This is a genomic window from Cohnella abietis (assembly GCF_004295585.1).
In the GTDB taxonomy this organism is placed as follows: domain Bacteria; phylum Bacillota; class Bacilli; order Paenibacillales; family Paenibacillaceae; genus Cohnella; species Cohnella abietis.
Genome location: NZ_AP019400.1, coordinates 6,835,797 through 6,851,806, shown reverse-complemented (window position 1 = coordinate 6,851,806; position 16,010 = coordinate 6,835,797). Strand labels below are relative to the sequence as shown.

Below are 16,010 nucleotides of genomic sequence, written 5' to 3'. Positions count from 1 at the left end.
AATTCGGGGAAAAGAAAAGAAGAACCAGCAGACAATGCTGGTTCTTCTTGATAATTAAATCATTTGCATACAAAGGAGTATCGTGATAAGATTGGAGAATCATTGTCTTAATTTTTATGAGAAGGCAAAGTTATGACATCTTATCTATACTTTAATTTTAGCACGAGGGGTCGCGGGTTGTCAAACGTTATTTTGCTTCTTCATACAAGGCTAAAAAGGAGCGTGTTCGAGAAGATGGTAAATCCAAAGGATTGGCAGCAAGAACAAGAGCGGCTAGATGTAGTTACGGAAGGACTGCGATCGAAAATCGCCGAACTGGAGCCGGAGGTGTCCGGGCTGTTCAATCAGGTGACGGATTTTCGCAAACGGTTCTGGGAAGAAGTTACGGTCAATACAACCACACATGAGGATTTTGCAGATACCTTCTATAGTATAAAACAGCAAGAAGTGTTGTTGTCGGAGCGGGAGCGCACTCATCGACAAAGAATGCAGCGTTGGAAAAGCATGAATCGGCTACTGCCATCTCCCTACTTCGGGCGCATAGATTTTCGAGAGGATGGCTTGAGTCTTGACGAGCAAATCTATATCGGCGTATCATCCTTCGTCGATGTAGACGACATGAGCTTTCTGGTGTATGACTGGCGGACGCCGATTGCAAGTATGTACTATGACTATTCTCCGGGCTCGGCCGACTATGAAACACCGGACGGACAAATCACGGGCGAGATGACGCTGAAGAGGCAATACCAGATCCGTGACGGTAAGCTCCGGAATGTGTTCGACACGAGCTTAACGATCGGCGACGAATTACTTCAGCAGGTGCTTGGAGCGGGTGGGGATGCGCAAATGAAGAGCATCGTAGCGACCATCCAAAAGGAGCAAAATGCCATCATCCGTAACGATAAGCGCCGTATGCTCATTGTGCAGGGAGCGGCTGGAAGCGGAAAGACGTCCGCGGCTCTGCAGCGGGTAGCGTATTTGTTGTACAAACACCGCAAAACACTCAAGGCGGATCAGATCGTTCTTTTCTCGCCTAATCCAATGTTTAATAGTTATGTATCCACGGTGCTTCCCGAGCTGGGCGAGGAGAACATGCAGCAGACAACCTTTCAAGAATACCTTGCGTATTGGCTTGGTTCCACGTTGGGCCTAGAGGATCCGTTTGAACAGATCGAGTATGTGCTCAATTCGAAATTATCTCAAGAAGATGCGGCACGGCAGAGTGGAATTGAATATAAAGCGTCCGAAGCATTCCTGCAAGCTCTTCAGCATTATGCGTTGTGGCTGGGTAAGGAGGGGATGTTATTCCACAGCATACGTTTCCGGGATCGCGAGTTAATTACTTCGGAGCAGATGAAGTCCCGATTTTACAGCTATGACAGTTCCATTGGAGTGGCTAATCGAGTCGAGCTGTTGCGGGAATGGCTGCTGCGAGAGCTTACTTCGCTGGAGCGTATGGAGCAGGAAGCGCTTTGGGTTCAGGATGAGCTCGATTACCTCGACAACGAGCAATATGCCGAAGCTTACAGTACGCTGCTTAAGAAGGATCAGCAAGAGGAGGAGGTCTTCGATTTCGCCGGACAAGAGGAAGAATTGCTGCGTCGAATGATCGTGCGAGAGCAGTTCAAACCACTGAGGCGGCACGCGATGCGATTCATGTTCGTGGATACGATCGGGCTGTACGATCAGTTGTTCAGTGAGGAAGCCTCTTATAGGCAAATGACGAACGAGACCGAAATACCGAATCAGTGGCCGGAAATTTGCAAGCAAACGAAGGAGAAGCTGAGTCGGCTCGAGCTGTTTTATGAGGATGCGACACCGTTCCTTTATTTAAAAGAACTTATAGAGGGTACACGGAAGAACACGGAGGTTCGTCACCTGTTTGTGGATGAAGGTCAGGACTATTCGCCCTTCCAATACGCGTTTCTTAAGCAGCTTTTTCCTCGAGCCAGCATGACGGTGCTTGGTGATTTCAGTCAAGCAATTTTCCCGCAAGCAACAAATCTGCATAATGTGGATTCGCCTTTGATCCGGCTATACGGCAAAGAAGAAACGAGCCTTATCCGCCTTGACAGAAGTTATCGCTCAACCCGTGATATTGTGGATTTCACTAAGTCTCTGCTGCATGACGGTGAGGGGATCGTACCCTTCGATCGGAGTGGTCGGAAGCCTCTCCTCGTGAAGTCAGGCAGTAGCGACAAGCGGGCGGTACGAATGATAGACGACCTCGCGGAGCTCAAGACGGAAGGCTTCGACACCATTGCCATCATAACGAAGACAGAAGCCGAAAGCCGTGATGCCTATGAAGCATTAATGAAGCAAGGCTGCGAGGATCTACGGCTTATTACGAAGGAGACGCTTACGTTCGTGAAGGGGACTGTGGTGATTCCTGCCTATCTTGCCAAGGGCGTTGAGTTCGACGCGGTACTGATCTACGATGCATCTACGCTTGCGTACAACCGGGAAAGTGAACGCAAGCTTTTCTATACTGCATGCACGCGTGCCATGCATCGTCTTGTACTTTACTCGATAGGAGAATGGTCTCCCTATTTACAGGCGCTGGATACGACCTTGTATGAGGCAGTACAGTAGGGGAGTCTATATTCCCTTAACACTTTGTTTGAAAATTTGCTTTTCCTTCTAAAATTGCAGTTAAGAATTTTTTCGACTTTTTCAATTGTTTCTGGACATCGTCAATTTCTTTAATTTTTTGCTCAACCATTTTTTTCTTTACCTCGTACGATAAATTAAGCTGTTGGTCTACAAGCAAACTTAAATCTTCTATGGAAAAGTCTACGGATAAAAGCGCCTTAATATCTTCTAGGAATTCAACAATCTCTTCTGAGTAAACACGATAATTATTTGCATCTCTTGTAACAAACGTGTCCGGAATTAGGTTTTTACGTTCATAGAATCTCAATGTCGATATGGGCAGACCCGTTAATTTTGAAACATCATTTATTTTCACAACATAACCTCTCTTGCTATAAACCTAAGTTTATAGTTCATAATGCAAATATGATAACGAACGACATACACAATGTCAAAAAATCCAACGTTATCATAAGGAGAGATATTATGTTTAACAATATTCTAAATAACGATTTCGCTAGTATAGTCAAGGGAAGACGCTCTGTGCGCCATTATGATGAGAGCATTAAAATATCGAAAGAAGAAATAAGCGAAATGATTTCCGAAGCTAGCTTGGCCCCGTCCTCTGCCAATATGCAGCCTTGGCGCGTAGTCGTGGTTGATACTCCGGAAGGAAAAGATAAACTAAGACCTCTTGTGCGTTTCAATACAGCTCAAAATGATACTTCATCAGCCATGTTATTAATTTTTGGTGATACTCAAAGCGAATTAATTGTCGAGGAAATTTACAACACAGCCGTAGAACAAGGGAAAATGCCAGCTGAAGTACGAGATCGTCAACTCGGAGCCATTCTATCGATGTATCCGACTCTACCAAGAGAAATAAAGGTTGAAGTTGCAAAAGTTGATAGTAGCCTCTTCGCAATGCAGTTAATGTTAGTGGCTCGTGCACATGGTTATGATACGAATCCAATGGCAGGCTTTGAAGTTGATCAGGTAGCAAAAGCATTTGATTTGGATGAAGAACGCTATGTTCCAGTAATGATTATTTCACTAGGAAAAGCCAAGGAAGAAGGGCATGAGTCAGTTCGATTAAGCTCGGATAAAATTACATTCTGGAAGTAACCACTTATCGAAAAATAGTATTAAGAATTGAGATTTTATGCACCCCAATAAATTATTTTGTCATTAGTGAAAACCCGCGAAGCCTTGGTGCAGCGGGGTTTTTTTCTGTTTTTCATAAAATCTTTCATTATTCTTTTATTTCGTTATAGTAACCTTTTTATGACTTGTTTATTCCGTCAGATAGATTGAGAGGAGAATAAAGAATGCGTAAATTAGGGAAAAAATCTTTGTTTATAATTTTGACGATACTACTAGGATTGGGTGCTGTCGTGCCGGAAGGGATTTTCGGAAGCAGCAAAGCGTTTGCGGCAAATGAGTTTTTGGGAAGCGGTACCTCTAGTAGTCCCTATCTCATTGGAACTGCCGATCAACTTAACCAGATCAGGGGAAATTACCTAGATAAAAATCTTTATTTTAAGCTGACTAAAAATATTGATTTGAGCACTAGCAGCTACAAAGACGACTGGACTCCTATTGGAAATGACCGCAGAAGTCCATTTAGCGGGAATTTCGACGGCAACGGATTTGTAATTAATGGGCTGAAAATAGATAGTAATGGAAACAACTTAGGGTTATTCGGATTGACAAATACGGAAAGTGTCATTACAAATATGAAGCTGGAGAATGTTGATGTTACGGGCAATAATTATGTAGGTGGTTTGGTGGGTGCAAATAAAGGGAAGGTTTCAAACAGTTATGTTACTGGCAAAGTAACCGGAAAAGATGGAGTAGGCGGCTTGGTAGGCGATAACGGCGTTACAATTACTAATGTAAGTGCAACCATCGACAATAGTTACGCTAATGTTAGCGTGAATGGAAGCTCGTATGCTTCAGGCGGTCTAGCGGGCAAGAATAAAGGGTCGATCAACTACAGCTACGCTACGGGGGATGTGCACGGAGATTATGCAGTAGGTGGTTTAGTAGGTGAAAATGATGGAACGATCAGCTACAGCTACGCGACAGGGGAAATGATAGAGGGTCAGAGTATAGGAGGTCTGGTTGGGAGCAATTCTACAGATTCTTATATAAACAACAGTTTCGCGACAGGCAAGGTTAATGGCACTTTTAGTACGGGTGGATTAACTGGCTTCAATTTTGGATCGATAAGTAAAAGTTATTCCACAGGTGATGTAATAGGATTACAGCATGTAGGTGGATTGGTCAGCAATCTTGAAGTTAAAGGCATCATAAGAGACAGTTTTACCACTGGCAATGTGAGCGGATATAGTTTTGTGGGTGGCTTGATTGGTTTTGCTTATAGTGATAGTGAAGGATCATATAGCAATAGTTACACCAGTGGGAATGTGAGTGGAGATTTGGCTCCAATAGGCCCTTTGACCAGTAATGGTGAAGGGAATAATATAGGCAGCATTAGCTTAGACGAAAATATGAAGGGACCTGTCGATGGCTGGGACTTTAATACCCTTTGGGGGATAGATCCATTGCGTAACGGCGGATATCCTTATTTGCAAGATTTTTTGTTTCAATTGAAATATGACGGAAACGGAAACACCGGCGGGACCGTTCCGATCGATTCCATTTTATATTTACCTGGAGAAACGGCTAGCGTATATGCGGGGTCATTAAATTTAGTAAGGACGGGTTACACCTTTATTGGATGGAACACACAAGAAAATGGAAATGGAAAGAGCTATAGTGGTTCTTTCGAGATCATGCCCTATACAACCTTATATGCGCAATGGGCAGCCCAAAGCTCATCTGCTACTTTGACTTCCGGTATCGGAATCGTGAGTACCGGCGGAACAACAACTGAAACGATAACCAACATTCCATATGGAACAACTTTAGCCATATTAAAGGAAGAAATCACACCCGCGACGAATGCAACGTTTGAAATTTTCGATGCAGACGGAGTAAACGTTGCAACGAATCTAACGTCAGGGAAGAAAGTCATTGTAACCGCAGCGGATGGAATAACGAAAGTTACATATATCGTGTCCGTCATAGCGAATAGTGCGAATGATATTACGGCATTTAGTTTGGCAGAGCAGACTGGAGCGGCAACAATTAATAAGACCGCACACACTGTCGTGATTCAAGTGGCGCGAGCTACTAATGTAACCAATTTGAAGCCTACATTTACGTTATCTCCAGAAGCCTCCGCTCGGGTGGGTACTGTTGATCAAGTAAGTGGGTCGAGTGCTAATAATTTCACAACTCCAGTTACATATATAGTAAAGGCAGGGGATGGAAGCAGTCAGAACTGGACAGTAACCGTGACAAAAAGCAGTGAGAAGGATATTACTGCATTCTCATTAAGCACAGTTACACTGACCAAAGCGGCTACGATCAGTACGATCGATCACACCGTTGATGTTGAAGTCGTGTACGGAATCCCTTTGACCAGCTTGTCTAATTTGAAGGCCACATTCTCCCTTTCACCTGAAGCTTCAGCGAAAATTGGCACAGTTAATCAAGTGAGCGGGACGACTGCCAACGACTTCAGAACCCCAGTTAAGTATTTAGTAACTGCAGCAGATGGTAGCGTCCAAGAATGGATTGTCTCTGTGTCAATTGAATCAAGCAACGCAAAAGACATTACAGCATTCAGTTTTTCTTCACAAACCAAGCCTGCAACGATCAACACGACAGCACATACGGTCGCGATTGAAGTAAAGTATGGAACGAATGTGACTAATCTGATTGCCACATTCACATTATCTCCAGCGTCCGCTGCAAGGGTAAACGGGACATCTCAAAAAAGCGGGACGACTGCCAACAATTTTACGAACCCGGTCACTTATATCGTGAAAGCGGAGAACGGTACAACGCGAAACTGGTTGGTTACCGTGACTGTTGCGCCGCCGAGTAGTGCCAATGATATCACTGCATTCAGCTTCGTTGCGCAAAGCAAACCAGCAACGATCAATACAACCACGAATACGGTAACGATTGAAGTGAAGAATGGCACCAATCCGAATGGGTTGAAGGCCACGTTCACGTTATCCGCAGGAGCCTCGGCACAGGTCGGCACTACAGCCCAAGTGAGCGGAACGACGACGAACGATTTCACATCTCCGGTGACATATATTGTCACTGCACAGGATGGGACGACGAAAGCATACACAGTAACCGTAACAGAAGCTTCGAGTAGCGCGAAGGATGTGACATCCTTTGGCTTTGCGGAGCTGACACCACCAGTGGCGGGTGCGATTAACGGTACGAATATCACGCTAACCGTTCCTCACGGCACGGATGTAAGAGAGTCGGTAGCGACGTTCACGTTATCCGCAGGAGCCTCGGCGCAGGTCGGCACTACAGCTCAAGTGAGTGGTGCGACGAGGAACGATTTCACTTCTCCGGTGACATATACCGTCACTGCACAGGATGGCACGACGAAAGCATACACAGTAACCGTAACAGAAGCTTCGAGTAGCGCGAAGGATGTGACATCCTTTGGCTTTGCGGAGTTGACACCACCGGTGGCGGGTACAATTAACGGTACGAACATTTCATTAATCGTTCCTCATGGCACGGATGTAAGAGGGCTGGTAGCGACGTTCACGTTATCCGCAGGAGCCTCGGCTAAGGTGGGTACCACAACGCAAGTGAGTGGTGTGACGAAGAATGATTTTACATCTCCGGTGACATATATCGTCACTGCACAGGATGGGACGACGAAAGCGTACACGGTAACCGTAACGGCAGCCCCAAGCAGCGCGAAGGATGTGACAGCCTTTGGCTTTGCGGAGCTGACACCACCTGTGTTGGGTACGATTAACGGAACGAATATCGCGATAACCGTTCCTCACGGCACGGATGTAAGAGAGTTGGTAGCGACGTTCGCATTGTCCGCAGGAGCCTCGGCACAGGTCGGCACTACAGCTCAAGTGAGCAGAACGACGAAGAACGATTTCACATCTCCAGTGACATATATCGTTATTGCACAGGATGGTACTAAGCAGAACTGGGTAGTAACTGTGACGCATAGTGCGGCGTTAAGCCATGTTGCCACGATAACATCTACCATAGGGACAGTAACTGTGGGAGGAACGGGGAATGAAAGCATCTCGAATATTCCGTACGGGACAACGATAGCTGCTTTGAAGGCAGCGATCACACAGGCAGCAGGTGCGACTTTTGAAATCTATGATGCCGACGGAACGATTGTAGCAACCACTTTAATTTCTGGTAACAAGGTAATTGTAGTAGCGCAGGATGGCACTACGAAAGTAACGTACACGGTTTCCGTGAATGCGGCACCACCATCATACGGCGGCGGTTTTACGTTTCCAAGCGAACAGGATGTAAGCTCGACGGATGGGAAGCTTACGGTTCCGGCAGGTAAAGCGGGAGAGGTTAGTTTGGAGAAGGAAATCTTTGTCTCAATACCGGCTAATGCTACCGATAAAGAGTTGAAAATAACGATCACCAAATTGACGGACACGCAAAATCTTCTTACGAAAAATGAAGTTCTGGTTACTGCGATATATGAGATCATGAAAAATTTCAGGGAAAACTTTAATAATCCGGTCTCGATTTCCTTTGCGTTTGATCCTGCCAGCTTGAAGAGTGGCCAAACGGCGGCTGTCTTCTATTATGATGAAGTGAAAAAGAGCTGGATAGAAGTGATTGGAGGATTAATAACCGGTAATCAAATTACGGTAAAGGTCAATCACTTTGCGAAGTTTGCTGTATTTGCCACAGGTCAATCATTGAATGAACAAGAACATCCCGGACCGACGAAACATTTGAGCGACATTGACGGACATTGGGCGGAGACTGCGATCAAGCAAGCTATAGAAAGCGGAATTGTTACCGGTTATCTAGATGGAACGTTCAGACCGAATCGCATCGTGACACGGGCGGAATTTACAGTGATGCTGATGAATACGTTAAAGCCTCAAGGATCAGATACAAGCGCATCGCTGGCATTCACTGATGTGGACAAAATTGGGTCATGGGCGAAGGGCGCAGTGGCCCAAGCCGTGCAAGCTGGATATATAAAAGGCAATGCAGATGGGTCCTTCCGTCCGGATGCAGTCATTACTCGCGCAGAGATGGCAATGATTATTGCTAATGCAACTGGTCTATCGTTAGAAGCGAACTCCTCAACCGACTTTGTGGACGACAAAGCTATTCCGGCATGGGCGAAAGGCGCCGTCTCAGCCGTCAGAAAGTTTGGCTTTATTAATGGAAAAGGAGCGAATAAATTCGAGCCTGATGCTGGAACGACAAGAGCAGAGGCTGTTACCGTTCTTCTGAAAGTATTGGCGCAAAAGAGTAGGTAACATAAAAATTAATAACAATTTTGAGGTGAGGGTTATTCTTCAATCGGTAGGTTTATTCAACTGGTTGAAGGATAACCCTTTTAAATGGGCATGCCTAGAGGGATGTATGTTAAGGCGATTAAAAATTCGGTGGTTTCTTTAGGACACATTGTGCTGTCAATAGGGGGGTATACGATTAACATTCAAAATGATATTCCATTTCCCCGGCCATTGCGGCTGGAGTATCTCCCGTCTTCCTGAAATCATGGGCGTGAAGCAATTGAAAGTCCCCATAATCCAATTGTTTATAAAATTCGTAGCATGGAAACCCGTCATGGCTGCCCTTTATCTGCACTTCGCCATTCTTATAGGCGATAATTTGTAGAGAATAGTCAACCGTTGGGGCATCTGGGTGAAGGGGATTGCCTGCGCTCGCACGCATGGTTAAGGATACTGCATCCTCAGTCCACGTTTCGTTTTCAACTAGAATGCCTTCTGTAGAGGCTTTGCCTCGTTTGAACTCGACCGTACCATCTGGAGTCGTCAATTTAAGGACAGTGACACCCGTATTGGCGAATGTAGCAATCCTCTGTTTGACGAAGTCGATTACGACCTCCTGCTCTACGCGGCAACGCCCGGTGTTCACAGCGTGAGGCGTGAATTCCCTAGCATCCCCTTGATATTCATAAATCAAACCTGTGGACGGATCCTGAATAGGCGGTAAATAGAGCATTCCACCGATAAATACACTGCCTCTAATTTTTAATAATTCTGCCATAGTTGAAACTCTCCAATCCCCGAGGATATGAACAGGAAGGAGGCGATGGCAACGCTCATGAGAAGCATCACTATACCTCGCACACGATCATCCCTTCGCCGTTCACTCCGCTATTAATCTATTGATTGTGCCTTCACGTAGTATAAAACAAAGCGATCATCCAATTTGTAATTCAAATTACATTTTCGATCATATGCCAAAATAAAATTGTTGTTTACGACAGCTTTGTCGGACTGGTTGGGGTGATAGAGAACTGTGGGTTCACTAATGTTACTTTTTACTCGCTGGCAGGGGTGATAGAGCACTGGGCGTTCACTATTGTTACTTTTTGAGCTGTGCCGAGGGCGTTAGAGAACTGTGGGTTCACTAATGTTACTTTTTTTGCGCTGGCTGGGGTGATAGAGAACTGTGGGTTCACTAATGTTACTTTTTACGGGCTGGTGGGGGTGATAGAGAACTGTGGATTCACTAATGTTACTTTTTACTCGCTGGCAGGGGTGATAGAGCACTGGGTGTTCACTAATGTTACTTTTTGAGTGGTTACGAGGGCGTTAGAGTACTGTGAGTCCACTAAAGTTACTTTATTATCCCACAAAGCGGGTATTAGCCAGTCATTGTGGGATAAGTTGTCGGATAGTTGCCGATATTGGAGCGGGAGTTAAATTATAAATGCATGGGGATTGTCCACACTAATGGTTTGGCAGCTGGATCTTGAATACTGTCCTTTCAAAAGGGAAACTCTTCAAGGTAATGGATCCACCATGGAGGGCAATGATTTCTTGGACAATAGATAGTCCGATGCCGAGCCCTTCGCCTTTTCTGCTTCCATCGACACGATAGAATCTTTCGAAAACATGCTTTTGGTCCTGATAGGGAATTCCGCGTCCTCGATCAATAACCGTCATGAATAGGGAATCATCCTTTTCTGTAAGCCCAATCTCAAGATAATGGCCCTCTGATCCGTAACGAATCGCGTTATCCAACAGGTTTCGCAGCGCGCGTTCGATCAGGGAGGCATCAACCCAGGCATGGATATCCTCGTCAGGGATATTTATTTCAACAGTGAAGTTTTGCCCCTCAAGAAACATCAGGTAATCTGCAGCCACTTTCCGCATCATTTCAGATAGATTATGCGATTCAACATGAAGCTCTAAATTCCCCTCATCCTGCCGAGTAATATCTAACAATTGATCTAGCAGCTTATCGATATAACGAGAGCGATGCAGCAAAACCTTGGCACTCGCTTGCAATTCCATCTCATCCTTATACAATCCAGCGCGAATCGTTTCTGCGTAGCCTAAAATCATCGTTAATGGGGTGCGCAGATCATGGGAGAGATTAGACAGCAGCAGATTTCGCCTGGCGTCAAATTGCTTGATTTGTTCACCCTGATTCTGAATACGGCGAGCCATGGCATTATAATGCGCAGTGAGCTGGCCAATCTCATCCTTGTTCGTATTCTCTAGTACGGTGATTTCACTTTTGAGGTTAAGCTGCCCTAGAGCATGGTTGAGCTTATTAATGCGTTTGTTTATGGAAGAGAAAAACCATAGAGATAGCAGATAAGGAATTAATAAAGCAACGACTAATGGAATCATAAGATTAGCGAAGACCTTAAAGCCGCGCATGAAAATAAAAACTTGCCCTCTTTTCATATCGTTACTGGACAAGCTGATGAGCAAATAATAGGGTTGGTCACCTTGGCTAATGGAAAAAACAAGCGTGACTATTTCGTCGACCCCCCATAAGCTCTGAGGCATATAACGCAATCGGTCTGCAAGCTGACCAAAATTATAAGTCTTCTTTTCTCCGAACGTATCATATGTCGTCGATCCATCTGCTGAAACCCATTCATAGCGAATTTCAGGATATTTGCTATGAAAGTTATCTAGTATTGGCGTTATGTTTTTGACATGAAAAGCTTGATGCTTTGCAACCGCATCAATAACTTCATGCCCGATGGCGTTCAGGCTGTTCAAGCCATAACCCTTAGCGCCTTTACCTATAACAAGGCTAATGGAAGTAAACAAAAGAATACTAATGATTGCACTAATAAGCATAAGCAGCCAAAGCTTTGTTCGATTTTTCATTGTCCATCTCCTGAGAATCTGTAACCGATCCCGCGTATAGTATGAAGGTAATGAAGTGAGCCCTCTGTGGGTTCAAGAATGCTTCTTAGCTTGCTTATAAATACACTTAAATTGTTATCATCAAAATTTTCATGATTCCAAACATGCTTGTAAATTTCTCTTTTGGTTAAAACGCGGTCTGGATTTTGCATGAACAATTCTAAAAGTCGGCATTCTACCGGAGTTACGGTAAACGATTTTCCATCATTTCGTAAACAATAATTATCGATATCCAGCACTAATTTATTTAAACGTAGAATCTTGGCGGGATAAGAGGAATGAGGGCGATGTCTTCTTAACTGGGCTTGCACACGAGCAACCAATTCCACTGGGCTAAATGGCTTTGTGACATAATCATCTGCACCTAGTCCGAGCGTCAAGATTTTGTCTTGCACTTCTCGTCTTGCACTAAGCGCAATTACTAAAGGTCCAGCATTTTCTTTTCGTAAATATTGCAGTACTTCAAACCCGTTGCCATCATCCATCATGAGGTCCAGTATCAATAATTCTATGGGATATTCCTGTAAGTATCGAATAGCTTGTCGTCCTGAAGTTGCTTCAATAACTTGAAGCTCAGCTTGTTCTAAATGCATCCGAATTAACTGACGAATTTCGGGTTCATCATCTACTATTAGAATTTTATTAATGGTGAATCATTCCTCCTCCGTAAATAGCATGAAGCCGACCCGCCAATCATGATTACGATCAAATCATAACAATAAAAAATTGGGAAATACACAATATTTGAAATTCATTAAGATTTCATTAAGAAAAGTATAGATTACTTCTATTAAGATAGAAGGAGTGAGTAATTCAGCAATCAATTAGCCCGTGTGGAATGCCAACTGTCAGGCAAGGATTTGTATCTGTAATTCGAAGGTAGGTAAATCCTATGTACATTGGATTGGTGAAGGTCGGCGTTCCTGAGGAACGCATAGCTGTCCAGATTGATCAGCTGGAACGGCATTATTTGGTAGGACGGGAGATCGAAATTCAGTATTTTCTGCAGCAACTGACAGTGGGCGGACAGCAAGGGCGGATGCTGAATCTCTATGGTACCGGAGGAGTAGGAAAAAGCTATTTGATCGACGAGTTCCGCCGGCTAACGGTGAATTTGGGTGCGATATTTCTGTTGATGGACAGCCGCGGGTTCTCGCATACACCACAGGACTTCTGCAATCAATTATTACGTATGCTCGGCTATCCGAAGGAGAAGCTACATCAGATTGCTGATCCGCAGGCGCTTCTAGAGCTATGCCATGACATTCTTAGAGCAAAGTCGATGAAACAGAAGCTTGTCCTTGCTTTAGACACATTCGAGGGCATGGTTGATATGGAGATCTGGCTGAGAGAGGCATTTCTCCCAAGGTTACACCCGGACATCCTTATTCTCATTGCAGGAAGATTTCCCCTACAAGGGTTATGGCTCAGTTCTCCGGCATGGCGCCATTGGATACACCGGATGCCGATCGGTGATCTGGATTATTCCTCTGTTAAGCAGTATTTGGAGCGCTCGGACATTTCTCAGGAATCAATGATCAAACAAATTTGGATGAAAACGAGAGGACATCCGCTCACGTTGTCCTTAATCGTCTCTACAACGATGGTTCAGAACATTCAGAGCTTGGCATTGGTGGATGGAACCGAAGTGTTTAAACATATTGTGAGTATTTGGCTAACAGAGGTTCCAAATGAAGACCTCAGGGAGCTCGTGGAGACCGTAGCTGTACTCCGGCATTTTAACCAGGAGTTTCTCTCTTATGTATTGGATCGACAGGTAAAGACAGATTTATTCCAAAGGCTGGTCGGACTTTCCTTCATTCGGAGAGTAGAGAGAGGTTGGATCCTTCATGATTTGATGCGGGATGCCATCGCCTATGAGCTACGTTTGCGCCAGCCTGAACATTACGACTTGTTATCGAAGCGCTGTATCATGTTTTACTATAACAAGATGATTAAACTACCCAAGACGAAGGCGATCACTTGGGAAGGTGTCGAATGGTACTATTATACCGGCGATCATGTTGTCCGCCATTTCAGTTTTCAGAAATCGACTCCGTATGTCATGGAGACGTTGAATCCGTCCAATTGGGCGGAGGCGGAGCAGTATCTGGACAATCGTCACATTAACCCGAAGGAAGTATGCTTTCCTTTTCAGAACCCCGACACGGGCGAGAGGCTGGAGTATAGGATTTCTAAAGAAGAAAGTCTATATTCGGTTAAGCATATTCATCTTCAAGAGCTTTACGAGCTTGATCCTGGCATAGTAAAGCTGATGAGAGATCAGCAGGGGGCAATATGCGGTATGACGGCAATCATTCCGATTCATATAGGGACGCTTGATTACCTGCAAACTCACCCGCTGTCATCCGCTTATTTTCAAAGCTTGTCGGATCATAAGCTGAAGGAACTCCGGGTGCCGAAGGAACATAATGCGGGTTATTTTGTGAGAACGATCGATGTGGCGGATTTGGAGGACGTGGCGATACGTACAACTGCAGGGCTAACGTTCATCTCACTGCTTACTTCCTCCGATTATGTCGTGGCTGCTCCTCCGGATATTCCCTTCTTAAAGGATTTCCACCTTAGCTTAGGGTGCGAGCAGGCGAAAAACGTTGCACATTACGAATATGACATTAACGCTCCTGCACCCTATTACGTTCTCGATACGAGGAGTGGCAAGCTGCAGAGTTATTTGAACAAAATGATAGCGTCCTTCGGTCTTGTAGATCATTCCAAGCAGTCGGATGATGGTATGCAGATGTTATCCGAGCGGGAAAAAGAAGTGGTCGTTCTGCTGGTGAAAGGTTATACGAATCAAGAAATTGCAGCGGATATGCATATTACAGAAGTAACGGTTAAGAAGCATTTGACAGCGGCATTCCGGAAGCTGAATGTCAAAAGTCGAATGCAGCTGGTTAACAGTTATTTGAAAAAAACATAGTATGCTTAACAGTATGAAGGTATACCAAAGTCGACCATTACTATACCTTCGGATAATAGGATGCGCAAAGGCAAGGTGATACTATTAATGTATTAAATCAAATTAAGAAGGGAGAAATAATAACAATGTCTAATGAAGAACAACCAAAAGAAATCGAGCTTGAAAATTTGGAAAAGCCGTTGACGGAGGAAGAATTGAAAGAAACAACTGGCGGCGTAGGGCTAATTGACCCGAGAAGCCCTCTTCCGTTTGCTCCACCCAGGGCTGGTCGTAATCGCGGCGCAAACTAAATCACCAGTTATAACGATAACCTCGAATTGTAGCAAGGAATAGATTCTATTAAATACAGGTTGTTAAAATGGAGAGACCTAACTATCGTTAGGTTTTTTCCATTTCAAAGCGAAGAGGTGAATGATTATGGATGTTATGGAGCTGGTAGCATTTAACGTGAACGGTACGGAATGGCGTCTACGCAATGTACTAAAGCTTGCGTGCATGGAGGGGCGTTTTTCTGCTGTCGAAGATAGCATTCGAAGAGCCGTTACGCTGGAGTATGCGGAACTGCACAAGATATCGATCGATGAGCAAGAATGGAAGGCCAAAGCTAATGAACTGCGACAGCAATTGGGGTTATACAGCGTAGCTGAAACGTTGGTTTGGCTCAAGGCGCGAGGGCTCACGACGGCAGATCTGTTAGAGTCGGCCAAAGCCCGGCTACTGACGGAGAAGGTAAAGAGGATCGTTACGGAAGACAGAATAGACGCTTACTATTTGAAAAATAGACTCTCTTACGATAAAGCGATTCTTTCTCAATTAATTGTGGATAGCAGAGAGCAGGCGCAAGAGCTGTTATTTCAGCTTGAAGAGGGCGAGCCGTTCTATCAGTTGGCGCAAACCTATTGTTTGAACAGTAGCAGCAAGTACGACGGCGGTTACGTCGGGGCGGTTGGACGATCTGAGATGAGCGGCGAAGAGGAGTCTTTTGTGTTCAGTTCGGAAGCAGGACAATCGGGAGGGCCTTTTCCAACCGGGTCTTACTATCGATTACTGTATGTTTGGGAAGTGATTCCGGCTTCACTTACGGAGGAGCTTAGGATTAAGCTTGCTAATTTGATTTATGAAGAGTGGCTGAACGAGGCTGTAAAAAGATCAGAAGTTGATATTAAGCTATGGGGCTATTTGGCAGGGAAGTAAATAGGCTGATTGTTCGG

At 44.8% G+C, this 16,010-nt stretch carries 10 protein-coding genes and 2 pseudogenes; 6 read left to right on the top strand and 6 right to left on the bottom strand.

The window, feature by feature from the left end; all coding sequences use genetic code 11:
* Window positions 1-234: 234 nt before the first annotated feature.
* Window positions 235-2,592, top strand: coding sequence for an RNA polymerase recycling motor HelD (gene helD, locus KCTCHS21_RS29865; RefSeq protein WP_130616802.1), 2,358 nt, complete (start codon window positions 235-237; stop codon window positions 2,590-2,592).
* A 16-nt stretch (window positions 2,593-2,608) separates the two neighbouring features.
* Here the strand turns inward: helD and KCTCHS21_RS29860 are convergent, their stop codons facing one another.
* The gene (locus KCTCHS21_RS29860; RefSeq protein WP_130616123.1) at window positions 2,609-2,968 is read right to left on the bottom strand and encodes a helix-turn-helix domain-containing protein; all 360 of its coding nucleotides are present in this window, start codon (window positions 2,966-2,968) and stop codon (window positions 2,609-2,611) included.
* 110 nt (window positions 2,969-3,078) lie between these two features.
* Here KCTCHS21_RS29860 and KCTCHS21_RS29855 point away from each other — a divergent pair, with 110 nt between their 5' ends.
* Window positions 3,079-3,717, top strand: a complete 639-nt coding sequence (locus tag KCTCHS21_RS29855) for a nitroreductase family protein (protein ID WP_130616122.1) — start codon at window positions 3,079-3,081, stop codon at window positions 3,715-3,717.
* Window positions 3,718-3,920: 203 nt separating this feature from the next.
* A complete protein-coding gene (locus KCTCHS21_RS29850; protein ID WP_130616121.1) occupies window positions 3,921-8,969 on the top strand; it encodes an SGBP N-terminal domain-containing protein in 5,049 nt (1,682 codons plus the stop codon).
* A gap of 175 nt (window positions 8,970-9,144) precedes the next feature.
* Here the strand turns inward: KCTCHS21_RS29850 and KCTCHS21_RS29845 are convergent, their stop codons facing one another.
* From KCTCHS21_RS29845 to KCTCHS21_RS32145, 5 genes and pseudogenes are all read right to left on the bottom strand, one after another.
* Window positions 9,145-9,726, bottom strand: coding sequence for a DUF3238 domain-containing protein (locus KCTCHS21_RS29845; protein WP_130616120.1), 582 nt, complete (start codon window positions 9,724-9,726; stop codon window positions 9,145-9,147).
* A gap of 689 nt (window positions 9,727-10,415) precedes the next feature.
* On the bottom strand, window positions 10,416-11,816 hold the full coding sequence (locus tag KCTCHS21_RS29840) for a sensor histidine kinase (protein ID WP_130616119.1): 1,401 nt from the start codon (window positions 11,814-11,816) through the stop codon (window positions 10,416-10,418).
* Window positions 11,813-12,094: a winged helix-turn-helix domain-containing protein gene (locus KCTCHS21_RS32155; RefSeq protein WP_408621829.1), complete on the bottom strand. Its 282-nt coding sequence runs from the start codon at window positions 12,092-12,094 to the stop codon at window positions 11,813-11,815. Before KCTCHS21_RS32155 ends, KCTCHS21_RS29840 begins: the two co-directional genes overlap by 4 nt.
* 44 nt (window positions 12,095-12,138) lie before the next feature.
* A pseudogene (locus KCTCHS21_RS32150) lies at window positions 12,139-12,244 on the bottom strand (DNA-binding response regulator); the annotation flags it as partial.
* Window positions 12,221-12,448, bottom strand: a pseudogene (locus KCTCHS21_RS32145) (response regulator); the annotation flags it as partial. The pseudogenes KCTCHS21_RS32145 and KCTCHS21_RS32150, both read right to left, overlap by 24 nt.
* Before the next feature lie 299 nt (window positions 12,449-12,747).
* On the opposite strand from KCTCHS21_RS32145, the gene KCTCHS21_RS29830 reads away from it, so the two are divergent.
* The 3 genes from KCTCHS21_RS29830 to KCTCHS21_RS29825 all read left to right on the top strand — a co-directional run bounded on the left by KCTCHS21_RS29830 (window position 12,748) and on the right by KCTCHS21_RS29825 (window position 15,993).
* Window positions 12,748-14,799, top strand: a complete 2,052-nt coding sequence (locus KCTCHS21_RS29830) for a LuxR C-terminal-related transcriptional regulator (protein ID WP_130616117.1) — start codon at window positions 12,748-12,750, stop codon at window positions 14,797-14,799.
* A 125-nt stretch (window positions 14,800-14,924) separates the two neighbouring features.
* Window positions 14,925-15,089, top strand: coding sequence for a hypothetical protein (locus tag KCTCHS21_RS31000; protein ID WP_157994156.1), 165 nt, complete (start codon window positions 14,925-14,927; stop codon window positions 15,087-15,089).
* A gap of 127 nt (window positions 15,090-15,216) precedes the next feature.
* Window positions 15,217-15,993: a peptidylprolyl isomerase gene (locus KCTCHS21_RS29825; RefSeq protein WP_157994155.1), complete on the top strand. Its 777-nt coding sequence runs from the start codon at window positions 15,217-15,219 to the stop codon at window positions 15,991-15,993.
* Window positions 15,994-16,010 lie beyond the last annotated feature (17 nt).

What these genes read in the sequence shown, in the direction of transcription:
- KCTCHS21_RS29850 (WP_130616121.1), top strand. Translation starts at nt 3,921, where the DNA reads ATGCGTAAATTAGGGAAAAAATCTTTGTTTATAATTTTGACGATACTA.
- KCTCHS21_RS29855 (WP_130616122.1), top strand. Translation starts at nt 3,079, where the DNA reads ATGTTTAACAATATTCTAAATAACGATTTCGCTAGTATAGTCAAGGGA.
- helD (WP_130616802.1), top strand. Translation starts at nt 235, where the DNA reads ATGGTAAATCCAAAGGATTGGCAGCAAGAACAAGAGCGGCTAGATGTA.
- KCTCHS21_RS29830 (WP_130616117.1), top strand. Translation starts at nt 12,748, where the DNA reads ATGTACATTGGATTGGTGAAGGTCGGCGTTCCTGAGGAACGCATAGCT.
- KCTCHS21_RS29840 (WP_130616119.1), bottom strand. Translation starts at nt 11,816, where the DNA reads ATGAAAAATCGAACAAAGCTTTGGCTGCTTATGCTTATTAGTGCAATC.
- KCTCHS21_RS29845 (WP_130616120.1), bottom strand. Translation starts at nt 9,726, where the DNA reads ATGGCAGAATTATTAAAAATTAGAGGCAGTGTATTTATCGGTGGAATG.
- KCTCHS21_RS31000 (WP_157994156.1), top strand. Translation starts at nt 14,925, where the DNA reads ATGTCTAATGAAGAACAACCAAAAGAAATCGAGCTTGAAAATTTGGAA.
- KCTCHS21_RS29825 (WP_157994155.1), top strand. Translation starts at nt 15,217, where the DNA reads ATGGATGTTATGGAGCTGGTAGCATTTAACGTGAACGGTACGGAATGG.